Source organism: Maribacter sp. Hel_I_7, assembly GCF_000688315.1.
GTDB classification, from domain to species: Bacteria; Bacteroidota; Bacteroidia; order Flavobacteriales; family Flavobacteriaceae; genus Maribacter; species Maribacter stanieri.
The window spans coordinates 1,754,944-1,773,603 of the sequence record NZ_JHZW01000002.1 but is presented as its reverse complement, the minus strand read 5'-3'; the positions used below and the strand labels follow the sequence as shown (position 1 = coordinate 1,773,603).

General features: G+C 35.2%; 12 protein-coding genes. 3 read left to right on the top strand and 9 right to left on the bottom strand.

Going from position 1 to position 18,660, the window contains the following annotated elements; all coding sequences use genetic code 11:
* Nucleotides 1-139 precede the first annotated feature (139 nt).
* Nucleotides 140-7,714, top strand: a complete 7,575-nt coding sequence (locus tag P178_RS22610; RefSeq protein WP_051638214.1) for a BspA family leucine-rich repeat surface protein — start codon at nucleotides 140-142, stop codon at nucleotides 7,712-7,714.
* A 6-nt stretch (nucleotides 7,715-7,720) separates the two neighbouring features.
* A complete protein-coding gene (locus tag P178_RS0109195; RefSeq protein WP_027065958.1) occupies nucleotides 7,721-8,647 on the top strand; it encodes a PorP/SprF family type IX secretion system membrane protein in 927 nt (308 codons plus the stop codon).
* Here the strand turns inward: P178_RS0109195 and P178_RS0109190 are convergent.
* The 5 genes from P178_RS0109190 to P178_RS0109170 form a co-directional block, all read right to left on the bottom strand.
* Nucleotides 8,644-9,705 carry a putative zinc-binding metallopeptidase gene (locus P178_RS0109190; RefSeq protein WP_027065957.1) on the bottom strand — a complete coding sequence of 354 codons (1,062 nt, stop codon included), beginning with the start codon at nucleotides 9,703-9,705 and terminating at the stop codon, nucleotides 8,644-8,646. The two genes, P178_RS0109195 and P178_RS0109190, sit on opposite strands and share 4 nt — an antisense overlap.
* Before the next feature lie 37 nt (nucleotides 9,706-9,742).
* Complete coding sequence (locus tag P178_RS0109185; RefSeq protein WP_027065956.1) at nucleotides 9,743-10,585, bottom strand: pseudouridine synthase; 843 nt, start codon at nucleotides 10,583-10,585, stop codon at nucleotides 9,743-9,745.
* 75 nt (nucleotides 10,586-10,660) lie between these two features.
* The gene (locus P178_RS0109180; RefSeq protein WP_027065955.1) at nucleotides 10,661-11,566 is read right to left on the bottom strand and encodes a geranylgeranylglycerol-phosphate geranylgeranyltransferase; all 906 of its coding nucleotides are present in this window, start codon (nucleotides 11,564-11,566) and stop codon (nucleotides 10,661-10,663) included.
* A gap of 12 nt (nucleotides 11,567-11,578) precedes the next feature.
* Entirely contained in the window at nucleotides 11,579-12,517 is a 939-nt protein-coding gene (locus P178_RS0109175; protein ID WP_027065954.1) for a mevalonate kinase, read from the bottom strand.
* Nucleotides 12,518-12,665: 148 nt separating this feature from the next.
* A complete protein-coding gene (locus P178_RS0109170; protein WP_027065953.1) occupies nucleotides 12,666-13,748 on the bottom strand; it encodes a diphosphomevalonate/mevalonate 3,5-bisphosphate decarboxylase family protein in 1,083 nt (360 codons plus the stop codon).
* Nucleotides 13,749-13,829: 81 nt separating this feature from the next.
* On the opposite strand from P178_RS0109170, the gene P178_RS0109165 reads away from it, so the two are divergent.
* Nucleotides 13,830-14,303 carry a TspO/MBR family protein gene (locus P178_RS0109165; protein ID WP_027065952.1) on the top strand — a complete coding sequence of 158 codons (474 nt, stop codon included), beginning with the start codon at nucleotides 13,830-13,832 and terminating at the stop codon, nucleotides 14,301-14,303.
* Here the strand turns inward: P178_RS0109165 and P178_RS0109160 are convergent.
* From P178_RS0109160 to P178_RS21685, 4 genes are read right to left on the bottom strand one after another with little or no spacing between them, the layout of a single operon-like run.
* Nucleotides 14,300-14,836, bottom strand: coding sequence for a DUF1697 domain-containing protein (locus P178_RS0109160; protein ID WP_027065951.1), 537 nt, complete (start codon nucleotides 14,834-14,836; stop codon nucleotides 14,300-14,302). The genes P178_RS0109165 and P178_RS0109160 overlap by 4 nt on opposite strands.
* A gap of 1 nt (nucleotide 14,837) precedes the next feature.
* Nucleotides 14,838-16,118: an NAD(P)/FAD-dependent oxidoreductase gene (locus tag P178_RS0109155; protein ID WP_036145974.1), complete on the bottom strand. Its 1,281-nt coding sequence runs from the start codon at nucleotides 16,116-16,118 to the stop codon at nucleotides 14,838-14,840.
* Complete coding sequence (locus tag P178_RS0109150; protein WP_231500522.1) at nucleotides 16,118-16,807, bottom strand: glycerophosphodiester phosphodiesterase; 690 nt, start codon at nucleotides 16,805-16,807, stop codon at nucleotides 16,118-16,120. Before P178_RS0109150 ends, P178_RS0109155 begins: the two co-directional genes overlap by 1 nt.
* Before the next feature lie 57 nt (nucleotides 16,808-16,864).
* A complete protein-coding gene (locus P178_RS21685) occupies nucleotides 16,865-18,640 on the bottom strand; it encodes an alpha-amylase family glycosyl hydrolase (protein ID WP_036145971.1) in 1,776 nt (591 codons plus the stop codon).
* Nucleotides 18,641-18,660: the final 20 nt, after the last annotated feature.

Genomic DNA, 18,660 nt, shown 5'->3' with positions numbered 1-18,660 from the left:
TCTTTAAAGGATTGGTTTTAATGCAGTTCATCAGAAAAACTAGACTTTACATCTTATTAATAGGCGTTCACAACAAAAAAATTTAACATTTCGATTTCATGGGCATATTTGAGGCAAACCCTCGAATAAACCAACCGGCATGCCAATTTTTAAAAAAAGTATTACCCTTTTTCTTTTATTCTTAAGTTTTAATCTTTTTTCTCAATCTTTTACTTCTATTTGGAATACAAATAATACCGAGACAGGCTCTTCTACAGCCAATCAAGTTACCATTCCAACCAACCCTTCATATACAACATATAATTATGATATAGATTGGGGAGATGCTAATACAGATACTGGAGTAACCGGAAATATCACTCATACTTATGCAACTCCCGGTATATACACAATTAGTATTAGCGGTACATTTCCTTCTATTTATTTTAACGATGAAAATGCAAACGACAAACTAAAGATTATAGAAATACTTGCATGGGGAGACATAGAATGGCAAACCATGGAAAATGCTTTTTATGGTTGTGAAAACTTGAATTTTGATTTAATTGACGATCCTAACCTTGCTCAAGTCACCTCTTTGAAACAGATGTTTAGAGGTTGTACTTCGTTTAATGGAATTGTCAATAACTGGGATACTAGTACTATTAATGATATCTCTGGCATATTCTATGAAGCAGAAACATTTAATAGACCCTTAGCAAATTGGAATACCAGGGCAGTAACAGATATGTCTTATACATTTTACGAAGCCGAACTATTTAATGAGCCATTGGATAGTTGGAATACAGCTGCGGTAACTACAATGTCTAACATGTTTTATCATGCTGAAGATTTTAATCAAAATATAAACAATTGGAACGTTAGCAATGTAACGGACATGTCTAATTTGTTTTTTTATGCCAGAGTATTTAATCAGCCTTTGAACTTATGGGATGTTAGTAATGTAACTACAATGGCAAGCATGTTTTACCTAACATCCTTTAACCAACCAATAAACAATTGGAATATTAGCAATGTAACGGACATTTCTGGAATGTTTCAAAATTGCCCATTCAATCAGCCCTTAAATTTATGGGATGTTAGCAATGTGACCACCTTATCGTCCACGTTTGCCCAAAACAACAATTTTAATCAACCTTTAAATGATTGGGACGTAAGCAATGTAACCGACATGAGCCGAACATTTGGTAGTGCCGGTAGCTTAAAAGATTTTAACCAACCTTTAGATCAGTGGGATGTTAGTAATGTAACTAACATGTCAGGTATGTTTGAAAGCTCTTCTTTTAACCAACCATTAAATGGGTGGGATGTTAGCAACGTAACCAATATGAGCTATATGTTTGCTGGTTGGGCATCTTCCTACATAACTGCTTATAACCATCCTTTAAACCTTTGGGACGTAAGTAGCGTTACGAACATGAGTTATATGTTTCAAGACTCAAGTTTTAACCAAATTATTGAAGGCTGGGATGTTTCCAACGTTACGAACATGAGTAATATGTTTGATAACGCAACGCTATTTAATCAGCCACTTAACAATTGGACGATTACCTCACTTACCAATTTGGATGGTATTTTTACAAATACACCGCTGTTCAACCAACCTCTAGACAATTGGAATACTTCGGCTGTAACAAGAATGAGAAATACATTTCTAAATGCTAATGCTTTTGATCAGGACCTATCATCTTGGGACATATCCTCCGTTACATCTATGACATCTATATTATCCAATTCTGGATTATCTGAGAAAAACTATGATGCTACTTTAATCGGTTGGGCTACCCAAACAGTAGAAGATGATGTTGACTTAGGAGCAACAGGCTTAAAATACTGTGATGGTAGACTTGTAAGACAAGAACTTATTGATAACCATAATTGGACTATAACCGGAGACATTGTTAACTGTTCAAATGTGTTCTGCACAACAATTACAAACCCAGCTGAAGGTGATACGAATGTTCCTGCAAATTCTAACATACATTGGGCTGCCGCACCAAATGCGACCGGTTACTATATTGACTTAGAGGTTGAAAGAGGCGGAGTCCGTAGCTTTGTAAATATCAGTGGAAGCCCTGCAAATAATTATGATGTTGGTAACGTACAAATTTTAACTTTTACCAACGAATTTACTCCAGGCGATACTATTTTCATTACCGTAACACCTTATAATGGTGAAGGTCCGGCAGTTGGCTGTGAAGAATTTAGCTTTACCGTAGTACCCTCATGGGTCAACAGTCCAGCTGCCTATAAATTTACGGTTGACACTAGGTTCGGATCTACTTACGGTACTGACCAATTTGATTTTAGAATTCAAAGAAACTCCAGCTACAGCTATAATTATTCCGTTGATTGGGGAGATAGCGAATACAATAATAATGTTACAAGTGATCTTAGGCACATATACAATACACCTGGCATTTATACGATAGCTATTATTGGCGATTTTCCCGCTCCTTATCATTACTACGGAGATGCCGATGAAGTCATATCTATTGACCAGTGGGGTACACATGAGTATCAATCCATGCAAAGAGCTTGCTTTGGATGTGAAAACATGGAGTATAATGCTACAGATATTCCTGACCTTACTCTTGTAACCGATATGTCTGAAATGTTTGAAAATGCCCATTTATTTAATGGCAATTTAAATAGTTGGGATGTTAGTAATGTAACGAACATGGATTCTACCTTTAAAGGAACCCATATATTTAACGAACCTTTAAACACTTGGGATGTAAGCAATGTTACTGACATGACCAGTATGTTCTATAGCGCTAGAGAATTTGATCATCCCCTAAATTCATGGAATACGGGTAATGTCACCAATATGGGTTCTATGTTCTATGATGCAGAAGTATTTAATCAGCCATTAGATTGGGATGTGTCTAAAGTTACCTCTATGTATAGCATGTTTGGTTATACGGAGCTATTTAACCAAAACATAAATGATTGGGATACCTCTTCAGTTACCAATATGAGCTCTATGTTCAGAAGCGCTGAAGCATTTGATCAACCTCTAAATGATTGGAACGTATCATCGGTTACTACCATGAATTATATGTTTAGTTTCGCCGAAGTTTTTGATCAACCTCTAGACAATTGGAATGTAAACTCGGTTACCAATATGGGGTCTATGTTCTACAATGCTCAAAATTTCAACCAAGACATAGACAGTTGGTCCGTAACGAATGTAACAGACATGTCTTCCATGTTTAATTCAGCTCTAAGCTTTAACCAGCCATTAAATAGTTGGGACGTAAACTCTGTAGTGAACATGTCTGAAATGTTTAATGGCGCAGAAATTTTTGATCAACCTCTAATAGATTGGGATGTAAGTGCCGTGGCCAACATGTCATCTATGTTTAAAAACGCTTTACTGTTTGATCAACCGCTAAGTAATTGGAACGTATCATCGGTTACGCTAATGCCGTCTATGTTCGAAAGCGCTGAAGCTTTTAACCGACCATTAAACAATTGGAATACTGCTGTGGTAACCAACTTTGCAGCGATGTTTAAAAACGCATCAGTTTTTAATGAACCACTTACAAATTGGAATACTGGAGAAGCATTGACTATGCAAGAAATGTTTAGCGGTGCAACGCTATTTAATCAAAACATTGATGCTTGGAACGTCTCATTTGTAACCACAATGGAAGCTATGTTTAACGAAGCTACCAGTTACAACCAAAGCATGAATTCTTGGAACGTAGCCTCTGTAACTACCATGGAAGACATGTTTAAAGGCGCCATTGCATTTAATGAAATTATTGGGAATTGGAATGTAAGAGGTGTCACCACCATGGAAGAAATGTTCAGCGATGCAACTGCTTTCAACCAAAATATAAACAATTGGCGTATATCTGGGGTAAGCAACATGGATTATATGTTCAACAACGCATTGGCTTACAACCAACCTATGGATTTATGGAATCCGGGAAATGTTAGCATGCGATCCACTTTTTACAATGCCTCTTCACTAGACCAAAGCTTGGCAGAATGGGATGTTAGCGGAGTAACTAACATGAGCGATATGTTAGATAACACTGCTTTGGTAAGAGAAAATTATGACAATACGTTAATTGCTTGGTCCGAACAGAATTTAACATCAGGTATTACCCTTGGTGCACAAGGTCTGCCCTATTGCGATGCGCAAGAAGAGCGACAATCTATGATAGATAATTTTGGCTGGACATTTAGCCTAGACGTTCGAGATTGTCCAATTCCTGAATGTACACAATTAGCTTCACCATTAAATGGAGCAACAGATGTACCTATTAACACTAACCTTACTTGGGATGCCGCGCAATTTGCACAGGGTTATTATTTAACTGTAGGAACAACAGCTGGCGGAAACGATGTTGTAAATAATGAAACTATAATCAACGAGACTTCATACGAATTTTCTTCAGATTTTGATACTGGCGATACAGTTTATGTAACCATTGTACCTTTTAACGATGAAGGTAATCCTGGTGTTTGTAATGAAGAGAGTTTCACCTTATCAAACACACTACCTACCATACCAGAATGCACCTCTTTGGTAACACCTGCCAATAACGATAGTGATGTGCTAGTAACTACAGATTTAACCTGGAATGCCATATCTAATGCTGACGGTTATAGATTAACGATAGGGACATCTGCAGGAGCCAATGATATTCTAGATAATTTTGATGTAGAGAATGTTACTACACATGATCTAGTAACAGACCTACCTGAAGATAGAGATATTTTCATCACTATTATTCCGTATAATGAACAAGGACTTGCTGACAGTTGTACCGAAGAATCCTTTCATACAGAAACAATACCTGTACCACCTACATGTACCAATCTAATTAGTCCTGCACACCAAGAAACAGATGTAGCTATTGATACAAATTTAAGTTGGACAGCAGTTCCTGAAGCTACTGGATATTTAGTAATCGTTGGAACTACGGAAGGTGGAAATGAAATTGTAAACAATGTAGATGTAAATAATGCTACAACTTATGATATACCAGATGATCTTTTAGAGAGCAGAACTTACTATGTTACCATAATACCTTACAATGATGTTGATGATGCATCAGGGTGTATAGAAGAAAGCTTTACAACTGGCGATTCTACCAGTCCGCCATCTTGTCCAATTCTAAGCACACCTATCAATGGTGCTACTCAAGTTCCTTTAAATACCAACCTAAACTGGAATGGCTCAGGATCTGCAGAAGGATACCGTCTTAATGTAGGTACATCTTCTGGAGTAACAGACATTTATACTGGAGACCTTGGTGATGTAACTTTTTACAATTTCGCTAGTGATTTACCTGAAAACGAAACCATATACGTTTCTATCATTGCCTATAACATCAATGGAGATTCGGATTCTTGTGCCGAATTTACTTTTGAAACCGCAGGTCCGCCAGCATGTACTTCTTTGATCAGTCCATTAAACAATGACACTGATGTCGCCATAGATACTTCTATTGAATGGAACGCTGTTGCCGATGCCGATGGTTACAAAGTAACTGTTATAGGTAGCAATAGCACTGCAAACAATATGACCGATTTTGATGTAACCACGGGTACTACTTTTGATTTTGCAAATGAATTTACACAAGGTGAAACGATAACAGTAACCATAACACCATATAATGTAAATGGTGATGCCAACGGGTGTACTTCAGAAAGTTTTACCATTGTACCACAACCAGTGCCTGCTTGTACATCATTAATTTCTCCATTAAACAATACACCTGATGCAGATATCGATACTGACATTAGTTGGAATGCAGTCTTAGGAGCAGATAGCTATAGAATAACAGTAGTTGCAAGTGAAAGCACGATAAATAATTTAAACGAAGTAGAGACTCTAGACACCTCTTATGATTTCACTAACGATTTTATACAAGGAGAAACAGTCACGGTCACCATTAAACCTTTTAATGGGTCTGGTGAAGCTATAGGATGTACCGCTGAAACTTTTACTATAAAACCAGTACCTAATTGCACATACTTAACAATGCCTGCCAATGGTGATATCGCCGTTGATGCCAGTACGTCAATTTCATGGAATTCCGTAACAGATGCCATAGGGTATTTTGTGACCATTTCTGGTAGCATAAGTACTGATAATAACGAAACCAACCGTAAAACCACAGTAACAACTTTAGACTTTGATACAGATTTTACACAAGGTGAAACTGTTTCTGTTACCATAATACCGTATAACGAATCCGGTAATGCTATTGGTTGTATTATAGAAAATTTTACGATTGAAGCCGTCCCGAACTGTACTAGCTTAGTTTCTCCCTCAAATGAAGCTACGGACATACCCTTAAACACAAGATTGGAGTGGTTAGAAATAACTGAAGCTCATGGATATAAACTCTCAGTTACAGGTAGTGTAAGCACTGTAAACAATGTCACGGAATTAGATATTACATCAGGTACCACTTATAACTTTTCAAACGATTTTGAACAAGGTGAAACAGTATCGGTAACTATTTTACCATATAATAATGCAGGGGATGCCATAGGATGCTCTACTGAAAGTTTTACAATTAAATCTATTCCAAATTGTACAACTTTATTAACACCATCCAATGGTGAAGTTTTACCAGAAGTAAATGAAATAACATGGAATGCCATTGCCGACGCAGATGGTTATAAAATAACAGTTAGTGCAAGCAATAATAGTGCAAATAATGTAACTGACTTGGAAGTTCTTGACACGACTTATATTTTCCCTAACGAGTTTAATGAAGGAGAAATGGTAACCGTTACTATAGTACCATTTAACGAGATAGGCGATGCGGCCGGTTGTTCTTCCGAGAGTTTTACAATTAGACCTTTACCATCTTGTACAAATCTAGTTTCTGCTTTACAAAACGGTGTAGATATATCTGTTGCAACTGATATTGAATGGAACAGTGCAGTTGATGCAGATGGGTATAGAATTTCTATAGGTACAACTAATGGTGGTAATGAGATTGTAAACGATGAAGATGTTGCTTCTTTAACTACCTATTTACATAGTGAAGACTTACCTTCTGAAACTCTTATTTATGTAAGTATCATTCCATATAATACCTCTGGCGATGCAATAGGATGTAGTTCTGAAAGTTTCACTACAGAAATTATTGCTCCAGATTGTGTCTCATTAATCAGCCCCGCAAATGGGGAAGTTAACGTACCGTTAGAAAGTATTATTTCTTGGGAAGAAGTTGAAAAAACCAATGGCTACCGTATTTCATTAGGTACTTCTATGAATACAAACGATATTCTTGATAATCTTGACATGGGCGCTGCCACCGAGTATATCCATAATGAAGAATTCCCTTTTGACACCGAAATATTTGTAACCATTACTTCGTATAATGATGCAGGTGATGCCATTGCGTGCGAACAACAATCCTTTACTACATTAATTCCTGAAGATGAAACCAAGTACGGATTCTCGCCAGATGGTGATGGTATAAATGAATATTGGCATATTGAGAATATTGATTACTACCCAGAAAACGTTGTCAGCATTTATAACCGATGGGGAGAAATCGTATTTCAAATTGAAAATTATGACAATGCATCAAAGGCATTCTCTGGTACAGCAAATATGCGAACCAAATTAGGTGCAGATCAATTACCTACGGGTACTTACTTCTTCAATATTCAAATAGAAGGTGAAACCATATTAAGAAAAACACAAGGTTACCTTGTTTTAAAGCGATAAAATAGCATGCAGAATATATTTAAAAACATCGCTTTAGCAGCACTAATTTTAGTGGCATTAGCAAACAATGCAATAGCACAGCAAACTCCAACATTTTCAGAGTATAATTACAATCCGTACTTAGTGAATTCTGCATTTGCAGGTCTTGCTCCTAGTGCAGAGATAGGTATAAGTAACACAGGTACTTTTAATCAATTTGAAGGTAGTCCAAAAAGTTTCGCCCTAAGTTTCCATACTCCATTAAACCGAGGTAAAGTTGGCTTAGGAGCAGGATTAATACGTGATGAAGTTGGTGTAACCACCTCAACAAGTGCTTTTACTACATATTCTTATAAAATCTTTTTCGACACTAAAAAGAACAGACCTTATTGGCAGATATACACGCCAAATTCTTTATCATTTTCTATTTCTCCCGGTGTACAACAATACCAAGAAAATTTATTAGAATTGGGTATTATGGACGACCCCAATTTTGCGATGAATATTAATGCTACAATCCCCACAATCGGACTAGGGTTTCTTTTAAATCTTGCCGATGTCTATGTAGGCGTTTCTACACCAAATGTTATTGGCAATATGCTAGTTTCTGATGATAATATTGAAATCAACGTGCCTTATTACGGCTACCTTGGCTATCGTTTCTTCTCTAATAAATTTGAAGAATTAATGATTAAACCAAACCTGTTGCTTAAATATGAAAACGGCGCTCCTTTTCAGGTCGATATGAATATTGCAGTTAGCTTTAGAAATCGATTTGAACTTGGTACGGGCTACAGAACCAATTCGTCTATAAACCTATTAGCCGGTGTATATCTATTCAAGAATATTAGAGCAGTTTACAGTTATAATGTAGCCACTAACGATTCTCCACTAGGTAACACACATGGCATCATTGCCACGTACCGCTTTGGCGAAGGCTTTAGTAAAGACTAATTACTTTTCAATAAATTATGAATGAATTCTAATTTATTCTTTACTGAATCAGATATAATAAAGGGATAAAGATCATCTTCACCCATTGACCTGTTCATACTATTCAATGCAAATAATAATGGAATACCGGTGTCCATTACCTTCTCAAAGCTAGTTTCTCTATACGGATCGAAACTGGCGTTTATTTTTAGATTTTTCTTAGCCGTTATCTTCGGATTAGTTTTGAGTCCGAAATTATATGCAGTCTCTAGAACATCTGTCAAATGCAAGTAGTGAGACCAGGTTTCCGCCCAATCTTCCCAAGGGTGAGAAGACGCATATTTGCTTATAAACCTTTGCTGCCAATTCGCTTGTGGACCGTTGTTGTAATAATTGTTCAAGGCATCACCATACGATATAGATTCATTACCGAATATATTTCTAAATTCTGCTAAAGTATCTGGTTTATCACGAACAAGTCTTTCCCAAAAATAATGACCTATTTCATGCCTAAAATGACCAAGAAGTGTTCTATAACGCTCAGACATTTGCTTTTTAATCTGCTCACGAACAACCGGATCCGCCTCTGATATCAACAAGGTTATTACACCATTGGCATGACCTGTCTTTATGTCCTTAGACGCTTCTGGTAAATCTTCTTTCGCCAAGAAATCAAAACAAAAGCCTTTTATCTCATCTGTTGTTTTACTGACCACAGGTAATTTAAAACGTAATAATTGATAGACTAATCTGTGTTTAGCAATTTCAATATGCTTCCACTTAATTAAATTATCATCTTCTAAAATATGGGGAATTGTTCTATTTAAGGAACATGCCAGACAGTATTCATTACCCCTAGAAACATCTACTAGCCAATTACAGACATTATGATTGTAATTTTTACAGTACCTATAGGTCTTGTCCTCCAACTCTGGAACATTCCATTGAGATGCTTTTGCATCTAAGGAAACTGTCTTATTATAATACGAAGAATATCCTAAAAGATAACCACAGTTTACACATGTGTTATTTTCAAAAACAACCGTATTCTTACAATTTGTACACTGAAATAATTTCATATATCCTGTAGTCTTATAACCAAACGAGAACCAGGTGTTATTTAATCATCTTAAGGTTTATAACCTCTTGATCCGTTAAATACCTCCAGTGTCCTCTTGGTAAGTCTTTTTTAGTAAGACCACCATAAACAACCCTGTCAAGCTTTTGAACCTTATACCCTAAGGTTTCGAACAAACGCTCAACAATTTTATTTCTAGAACTAAATATTTCTATTCCTACTTCTCGTTTAGGAGCATCGGCAATAAAACTAACATCTTGCACTCTCACTACTTTTTCGTCAACTATGACTCCTTCTTGAATTTTCTTTAGATCGGCGCTTCTTAATTCTTGCTCCAATACTAAATGATAAATTTTACGCATACCATTTATAGGGCTCTTAAGCACCTTCGTCATGTTACCGTCATTGGTAAATAAAAGTAACCCAGTATGTTCTTTCTCCAATTTATCTATTGGTAGCAATTTTGATTTGGACGCACTAGATATCAATCCAGATACATGTCTTTTTCCTTTTTCGTCACGTATAGTTGTAACAAAATCTTTTGGCTTATTAAGCAACACGTATTCTTTCTTAACAGGATTTAATAATTGACCGTCGAATTTTACTTCATCGCTCAACTTCACCTTATACCCCATTTCTGTGATAGGCTTCCCATTAACAGTTACATTACCTGCAGAAATATAAATATCCGCATCTCTTCTAGAACATACCCCAGAATTTGCTACATATTTATTAAGTCTAATAGAATTTGGATCCATTGGCTTACTCGGCGTCACATTTTTCTTAATGGGCGCATTACCTCGAGCATAGCTCTTTTTTTTGAAATTACCTCCTTGTCTGCCTGAAGCATTCTTTCCCCTATTAGAATCATCCCTACTCATAACTGTACTAATTTTGTACAAAGGTAGGAAATTGCATTGCCGTTCAAATAGTTATATGTAACATATTACGAACAACTATAGTATTCTGTTTAAAACAAGGTCTACATCTATTAAAAGAATACTAAAGACACCCATTACAATAATAAGTTTAAGAATATTATGTAGCCATACATAGTCTTTTCGTGCTTGGGCTTTAAAAAGCAGAAATATAAACAATACCATTAGTAACACACAAAGCACAAAATAGAAGTTCATATATCCCACATCAAACTTAAATATTAGAAGTAAAGCTGGTACAAGGGTCAATAATATTAAAAAAGTTATTAGCAATTTAGATGTTCGCGATCCGTATATAATGGGAATAGTTTTATAATTCTGAGCTAGATCCCCAGAAATGTTCTCCAAATCTTTTATCATCTCTCGTGCAAGAATCAACAAAAAGAGAAATACAGCATGTACAAATATGACTGGTTGCAAATTCTTATAATACACAAAGATTACAAAGAAAGGGGTAATCGCCAGGGTAGCTGAAATGAAATTACCTAGAAAAGGTATTTTTTTCAACTTATGAGAATAAATCCAAATGCCAAAAATATAAGATGAGAAAAAGAAAACAGCTCTAAAAGAAACATAACTAGCCGCTATGACTGCCATGAAATTTAATACAAAATATGTTGTTAGCTTAAATCGTTGGCTCACCAAACGATCCAACATACTTTTACGAGGTTTGTTGATTAGGTCTTTTTCGGCGTCGTAAAAATTATTTATAATATATCCGCCCGCAATTACCATGGCTGATGCCAAGACAATTACAAAAAGGTTAATATCGAAAACCACTTTACGTACTGGCAATTCTGGCGCCAAAATATAAATAGACGCCAAATATTGAGCTAAAGCTATAACAAGTATGTTATACCCTCTAACTACTGAAAACAGACTCAGTACTTTTAAAAGTAAGAGCTTATTTTTTCTATTAAGCATTTTGGAAATTACCTAAAAATTATAAACTACTTCCAGTTTATAATCTTTTAACGCAGTTTTAGCTTTTTCTAAATCTTCTGTAAAACCTAGAATATAACCACCACCACCTGAGCCGCAAAGTTTTAAATAGTAATCATTAGTATCTATACCATTTTTCCATAAGTCATGAAACTTTGCTGGTATCATAGGTTTGAAATTATCTAAAACAACATGTGACAATTGTTTTAGATTACCGAACAGTGATTGAATATTGCCGTTTACAAAATCTTCTACACAAGCATCTGTGTGCTTTATAAACTGATTTTTCAGCATTTTTCTAAATCCATCATTTTTCATTTGTTCCATGAAAATCTGAACCATTGGGGCTGTTTCACCAATAATACCACTATCTAATAAAAATACCGCTCCTTTACCTTCTGCATTCTGAGAAGGTATGCTGGTAGACTCAATATTATCTTTAGAATTTATTAAAATAGGAAGACTTAAATAACTGTTTAATGGATCAAGACCAGAAGATTTACCATGAAAGAACGACTCCATTTTACCGAATATCGTTTTAAGCTTTAATAATTTTTCTCTAGTTAAATTCTCTAAAACCGTTATTTTATCTTGAGCGTATTTATCATAAATAGCTGCTACAAGAGCACCACTACTACCTACGCCATAGCCCTGTGGTATAGAACTATCAAAATACATACCTTCAGCAACATCTCTATTTAAAAGATCTAAATCAAATGAAACCAAACTAGGCTCATCAATTGTAAGATTTTTTAAATATTGAGCAAATACTTCTAAGTTTTTATTAGATTTTGTTGCCTCTTTAGAAACACTAGCATCAGATTTCAAAGCTCCTTTATAGAAATTATAAGGTATTGATAATCCTTTGGAATCTTTAATGATACCATACTCCCCGAAGAGAAGAATTTTTGAATAAAAAAGAGGTCCTTTCATTTTTAAAAACTAAACAGATATTGAAACTTAAGTATAAATATAATCAAAGATTCATATAAAGTTGAACGTTTTACCTTAAATGGTTAAACAAAATAGACGAATCCTTTATCTACCAACGTTTTTTACCATATAATAGTACTATAAACACCTACAACTTCTTAGCACCCAGACCAATTCGATCACAAATATACTGTCCATTTTGGCAAAAAGGAACTAACTTCTCTTTAATAAACGGAAAAACGACATCTTTTTCATTTTCCGGATAAAGCACGTGCACATTGGCACCCGCATCTAAAGTAAAACAAACATGAGTATTAGATTCCTCTCTAAACTTCCAAATTTCATTAATAATGGAGAGTGTATTTGGCTTCATTAATATAAAATAAGGAATACTAGTCATCATCATTGCATGTAATGTTAGCGCCTCACTTTCAACTATACTTATAAAATCAATTAAATTACCATCTGCCAAAACCTTACCAAGCTTTTCTAAATTTGTATGTGCCTGGTCAAACCTTTGGGTCGCAAATGGGTGTCCATGCATGAGTTCATGACCCACCGTACTACTCACTTGCTTCTCTCCTTTATCAACCAATAAAATGGTATCATGAAAATTATTGAATATTTCATGTACCTCATAAGGATATTTTATTCCATATAGGTTTGAGCTCCCCTTAATTGAAGATGTTTCACCCCATTGCACCAACGGACCTTCAATGCTACGGCATGCACTACCCGAACCTAAACGAGATAAAAATGATACTTTTCTATTAAAATCATCAGTAGTAATATTAGGTAAGAACGTTTTTTCCATCTCCATAAAGCACAATGCCAAAGCAGACATACCGCTTGCAGATGATGCTATACCACTACTATGCGGAAAAGAATTAGATGTATTTATTATAAAATGATAGTCTTTCAAAAATGGCAAATACGCCACTATTCTTTTTAAGAACGTATTTATTTTTGGTTTAAATTCTTCTTTTGCCTCTCCTTCAAACAATAGGTCGAACGAAAATTCATCACTATGCTGTTCCTTCTTTTTATAGTGTACACTAGTTTTTGTTACACATGCAGCCAACGTAAAACTAATAGATGGATTTGCAGGAATTTGATTTTCTCTTTTTCCCCAATACTTTATTAAAGCAATATTACTTGGAGAAGAATAGGTTACAGAACCTTCTTCTTTCAATGTGGTATATGGAGCTGGAATAAAATCTTTTTCTGACATTGAATATTCAATTTGTGCAAATATAGTTTTTAGGGCTATCAATTGAAATAAATTCTTATTTTAGAGGTAAACACCGACCTATTGAAAAGAAAGCTTACTTACGTTTTTATTGGTATTTTATTATGTACCACCATTGGATTTCTCAGCAGCGTTGTTACGCAAAGCTCTGTAAACGATTGGTATATGACATTGAACAAGCCAAGCTTTAGTCCCCCTAAATGGATCTTTGCTCCTGTTTGGAGTGTATTATATATTATGATGGGAATTTCTGCAGGTTGGGTTTGGGCGAAAGGCTTTCATCATAAGTATGTAAAAACCGGACTCTATCATTTTGGTTTTCAACTTCTTTTAAATGGTTTATGGAGTATTGTTTTCTTTGGACTAAAGCAGCCCCTTTTAGCGCTTCTGATAATAATTACATTACTAATTATTCTTGGGTTAACCATTAAATGGTTTAACGTTGTCAGTAAATTAGCCGCCGTTCTATTGGTCCCTTATTTTCTATGGCTATGTTTTGCTACAGCTTTGAACTATAAAATTTGGGAATTAAATTAACTCAGTTCTATTAATTTGGTCAAGGTTCTATAATTTCTAGTAGTTGCTAAAACTTTCAACTTTCGCTCAATTAGATTGTTATTTAATTTTGCTTTTCCGTAGCCAGCTTTACACTTGAGATAAATACAAGTATCAGCTATTACAAATTCTTCATTATCAAAAGATTCTAATTCAAAACTATTTAATTCATCTTTATTTGGTTTATTCTTGAGCAGAACAAAATAGATTTGCTTTCTTAAGATTTCGTCATCTGTAATGAACGGATTATGGTTTAGTATTCCTTGTAAAACAGAAACGGTTTTTACTATTACCGGTACATTAAACCCAAACTCGTTTAAAATAGCTTTTGAAAGTAGTTCTTCTAATTCTACCGTATAATCTAAAGTACTATTAAAGACAATATTTCCACTTTGAATGTATGTTTTAACTTGTTGAAGTTTTAAGTCCTCACATAACTTTTTAAGTTGGGTCATTACAATCTTATGCTTACCACTAACATTTATTCCTCTTAAAAATGCTACATAAGTTGTCATATCAATCAAAATTATTATTCAAATCTTCTACCACTCCCTTAGCGGCAATATACCCCCCTGTCCAAGCATTTTGAAAATTGAACCCACCTGTTATCGCATCAACATTTATAATTTCGCCTGCAAAATATAGGCTAGGTAAAATTTTACTTTCATAGGTTTTAAAGTTAACTTCCTTTAAATCTACACCTCCGGCAGTTACAAATTCTTCTTTAAATGTACTCTTTCCATTTACTTGAAAAATACCGGCAGTTAATTGCTCGGCTAGTGTTTGCAATTGATGTTTACTAACTTCTGGCCACGTAGTTGTATCGTCTATACCAGATGCTTTTACCAAGTTAACCCATAACCGTTTTGGTATATCTAGTACTTTAGATCTTAAGATGGTCTTCTTTTCTACCTGCTTAACTTCTAAAAGCAACTCCAACAATCCGTCTTTATGATATTCTGGCACCCAGTTCACTTGAATTTTAAATTGATAATTATATGCCTCTAAAACTCTGGCACCCCATGCAGAAAGCTTTAAAATAGCCGGACCACTCATACCCCAATGGGTAATCAATAATGGACCTTCTGAGGTTAAAGTAGAAATATCTGATTTATGTAGTTTTACTTTTTTACCAAAGTTCTTTTTAGGAACAACATGCACTTCTGCCTGTGTAGCTACGCCAGGAATAGTCGATATGCGCTCATCTTTAATATTAAAAGTAAATAATGATGGTACTGGCGAAACAATACTATGCCCTAGAGCTTCAATATAGCCCCACATTTTAGGATTGCTTCCCGTTGCCAGAATTAGCTTTTTAGAGGTCAAAGAACTATCACCAACGGCAACCTTCCATTTCTTTTTTCCTGCCTCTTCAATTTGTTCAATACCGGTAACGGAGCAATGTGTTTTTACTTGAATACCTAATCTATCTGCTTCTGAAACAAAGCAATCGATTATGGTCTGTGAAGAATTACTTACAGGAAACATTCTACCATCGTCTTCAATTTTTAAAGCGACACCACGTTCCTCAAAAAAACCAACGGTATCTCCACTGGCATAAGTATGAAATGGACCTAAAAGCTCCTTTTCTCCTCTTGGATAATTTTTACTTAAATCAGCCGGGTTAAATTCTGCATGGGTAACATTACAACGCCCGCCACCAGAGACTTTTACTTTGGTAAGAACCTCTTTACCTCGCTCCAAAATTGCAATCTTGGTATTAGGTCTATTCTCCGCAACATGTATTGCCGCATAAAAACCTGCAGCACCACCTCCAATTATTAGAACGTCGTACATTATTTTACACGTTCAGGGAAATTTGTAATAATACCGTCTACTCCTATACGTTTCATGGCATCAATATCTGATGGCTCATTTACCGTCCAAGTATATATTTTAAAACCGGCATCACGAATTTCATTTGCCTTCTCTAAGTCTAAATTTTTAAAATATGGATTTATCGCAACAGCATTTAATTCTTTGGCAACTGCAATTGCATCAACAGGATTTTCTTCGGTCAATACTGCTATAGCTACCTTAGGATTACGTTTACGCATTTCCTTTAGCTCATCCCAATTAAAACTTGAGATTATGAAATTGTCTGGAGACCAATTCTTTTTCTCTATATAATAATTCATTATAAAATTAACCTTGTCCGCAGTACCAGCACCTTTCAACTCAATGTTCAATGCAACTTTATTATTAATAAGCTTAAGTACATCTTGCAGCATTGGTATTTTATGACCGCCCTCAACAATTACCTTGTTCAAGTCAGTAATATAATAATCTTCAATATTGCCAGGAGCGTTTGTTAACCGTTCTAAGGTATCATCATGAAAAACTACAATCTCTCCACTTTTTATCTTGAAAACATCAATTTCTATCATATCAACACCCAAATCCATTGCTTTTTGAATAGATGGTAGGGTATTTTCAGTTTCGTGCCCCATGGCTCCTCTATGACCAATAACTAAAGGTTCTTTCATATTACAGGATGCTAATGTGATACATATTAAGACTAGAACTATTCTTTTGAGCATGTTTTAAAATTTTAATTCAAAAATAAAAGATTCTAAAGGATTTAGACTGATTGCAACATGACCTTCACCATTTTCTATTCGCAATGAATTAGAATGACCATAAAGTGCATCTTGTAAAGCATAGGTACCTTCCTTTAATTTCCAGTTCTTCATTAAATCTAGAGGTAATTTTAAATCGAACGAAAAATGGTCGTTAGCATCAAAATTGGAAACAATAATTAGTTTTTGATTATCTGACCAACGAACGTAAGATAATACCCTATGATTGTAATTTTCTGTAATTTCTTTATTGTAAAAATGAATTTCCCGATAAGCTCCCATTAAAGCTTCACTACTAATAGTGAAATTTAATAATCGCTTGTAAAAATCTCTAAGTTCAGTTTCTTGGGGTGTTGATTGTCCCCCATCGTATTTCTTATTATTAACCCATCTTTGGTGATGGGGAACACCTATATAATCGAAAATAGACGTTCTTGACGGACTCCCAAAACCAGCATTTTCGGCAGCTGGCTCGCCTACCTCTTGACCAAAATAAATCATGGTCGGCGAAGTACTTATTGTTGCCGAAACCACCATTGCCGGTCTACCAATTTCTGCATTACCAACAAATTCTGGACTTGCAATACGTTGCTCATCATGATTTTCTAAAAAATGGAGCATATGATGTTCTATATCTTGTAAACCATTTTGTACCACCGGTAAATGATCAGACCAACCGTAGCCTTTCATTATATGCTTTAACCCGTCATAAAAATCGACCTTATCATATAGGTAATCCATTTTTCCCTTATGAATATAAGTTCTATACAAGTCCGGATTATATACTTCTGCCATAATAAAGGCATCAGGGTTTTTCATTTTTATAGAAGAATTCATAAAGCTCCAAAATTCTACAGGAACCATTTCTGCCATGTCATATCTAAAACCATCTACACCCATTTCTAACCAGTACAGCGCTACATCTCTAAACTTTCGCCAAGAGCTAGGAACCACTCTTTTCTTCCAGTAATTAAAATGTTCTGTATAATCTTTCTCCCCAAAATCATTAGGTAGCATATCAAAATCTAATCCGCCATCTGGTCTTACACCATAATTTATACGTACGGTCTCATACCAATCGTTCATATCTGGTTGCGGACTTCTAGACCCATTTCCTGTCCATTTCGCCGGAATCTCAACTAGTTTTGTATTTGCAAATTCTGGAATATCCCCACCTAACGGTCTATACCCATCTCGCCACACTGGGTGCTGAAATTCGGTATTTGGGATGTAATAAAAATTATTATCCTTTTGATATTCTACCGATGTATCATCTCCAAATCCAAAATCGGAAACACCCTTTGGATTCGTCTTCCCTTCATATTTTCTTGCAACATGATTAGGCACAATATCAATGATAACTTTTAAACCTGCCTTATGTGTACGATTTATTAAAGATTTGAACTCAGTTAATCTTTTAGATGGGTCTTTCGCCAAATCTGGGTTAACATTGTAATAATCTTTAACCGCATAGGGCGAACCTGCCCTACCTTTAACTACCGTAGGGTCATCATTTGATATACCATATTCCGTATAATCATTAATGACCGCATGGTGCGGTATACCTGTATACCAAATATGGGTAATGCCTAAGTCTTTAATTTCTGAAAGCGCCTTCTTGGAGAAATCGGCAAACTTACCTACTCCGTTCTCTTCAATAGTGCCCCAAAGTTTGTTGTTGGTATTCGTATTTCCAAAAAGTCTAGTAAATACATGATAAATAACAATTTTACTATTCATGGGGCATTTTCAATTTTTAT

What these genes read in the sequence shown, in the direction of transcription:
- P178_RS22610 (WP_051638214.1), top strand. Translation starts at nt 140, where the DNA reads ATGCCAATTTTTAAAAAAAGTATTACCCTTTTTCTTTTATTCTTAAGT.
- P178_RS0109195 (WP_027065958.1), top strand. Translation starts at nt 7,721, where the DNA reads ATGCAGAATATATTTAAAAACATCGCTTTAGCAGCACTAATTTTAGTG.
- P178_RS0109190 (WP_027065957.1), bottom strand. Translation starts at nt 9,705, where the DNA reads ATGAAATTATTTCAGTGTACAAATTGTAAGAATACGGTTGTTTTTGAA.
- P178_RS0109185 (WP_027065956.1), bottom strand. Translation starts at nt 10,585, where the DNA reads ATGAGTAGGGATGATTCTAATAGGGGAAAGAATGCTTCAGGCAGACAA.
- P178_RS0109180 (WP_027065955.1), bottom strand. Translation starts at nt 11,566, where the DNA reads ATGCTTAATAGAAAAAATAAGCTCTTACTTTTAAAAGTACTGAGTCTG.
- P178_RS0109175 (WP_027065954.1), bottom strand. Translation starts at nt 12,517, where the DNA reads ATGAAAGGACCTCTTTTTTATTCAAAAATTCTTCTCTTCGGGGAGTAT.
- P178_RS0109170 (WP_027065953.1), bottom strand. Translation starts at nt 13,748, where the DNA reads ATGTCAGAAAAAGATTTTATTCCAGCTCCATATACCACATTGAAAGAA.
- P178_RS0109160 (WP_027065951.1), bottom strand. Translation starts at nt 14,836, where the DNA reads ATGACAACTTATGTAGCATTTTTAAGAGGAATAAATGTTAGTGGTAAG.
- P178_RS0109155 (WP_036145974.1), bottom strand. Translation starts at nt 16,118, where the DNA reads ATGTACGACGTTCTAATAATTGGAGGTGGTGCTGCAGGTTTTTATGCG.
- P178_RS0109150 (WP_231500522.1), bottom strand. Translation starts at nt 16,807, where the DNA reads ATGAAAGAACCTTTAGTTATTGGTCATAGAGGAGCCATGGGGCACGAA.
- P178_RS21685 (WP_036145971.1), bottom strand. Translation starts at nt 18,640, where the DNA reads ATGAATAGTAAAATTGTTATTTATCATGTATTTACTAGACTTTTTGGA.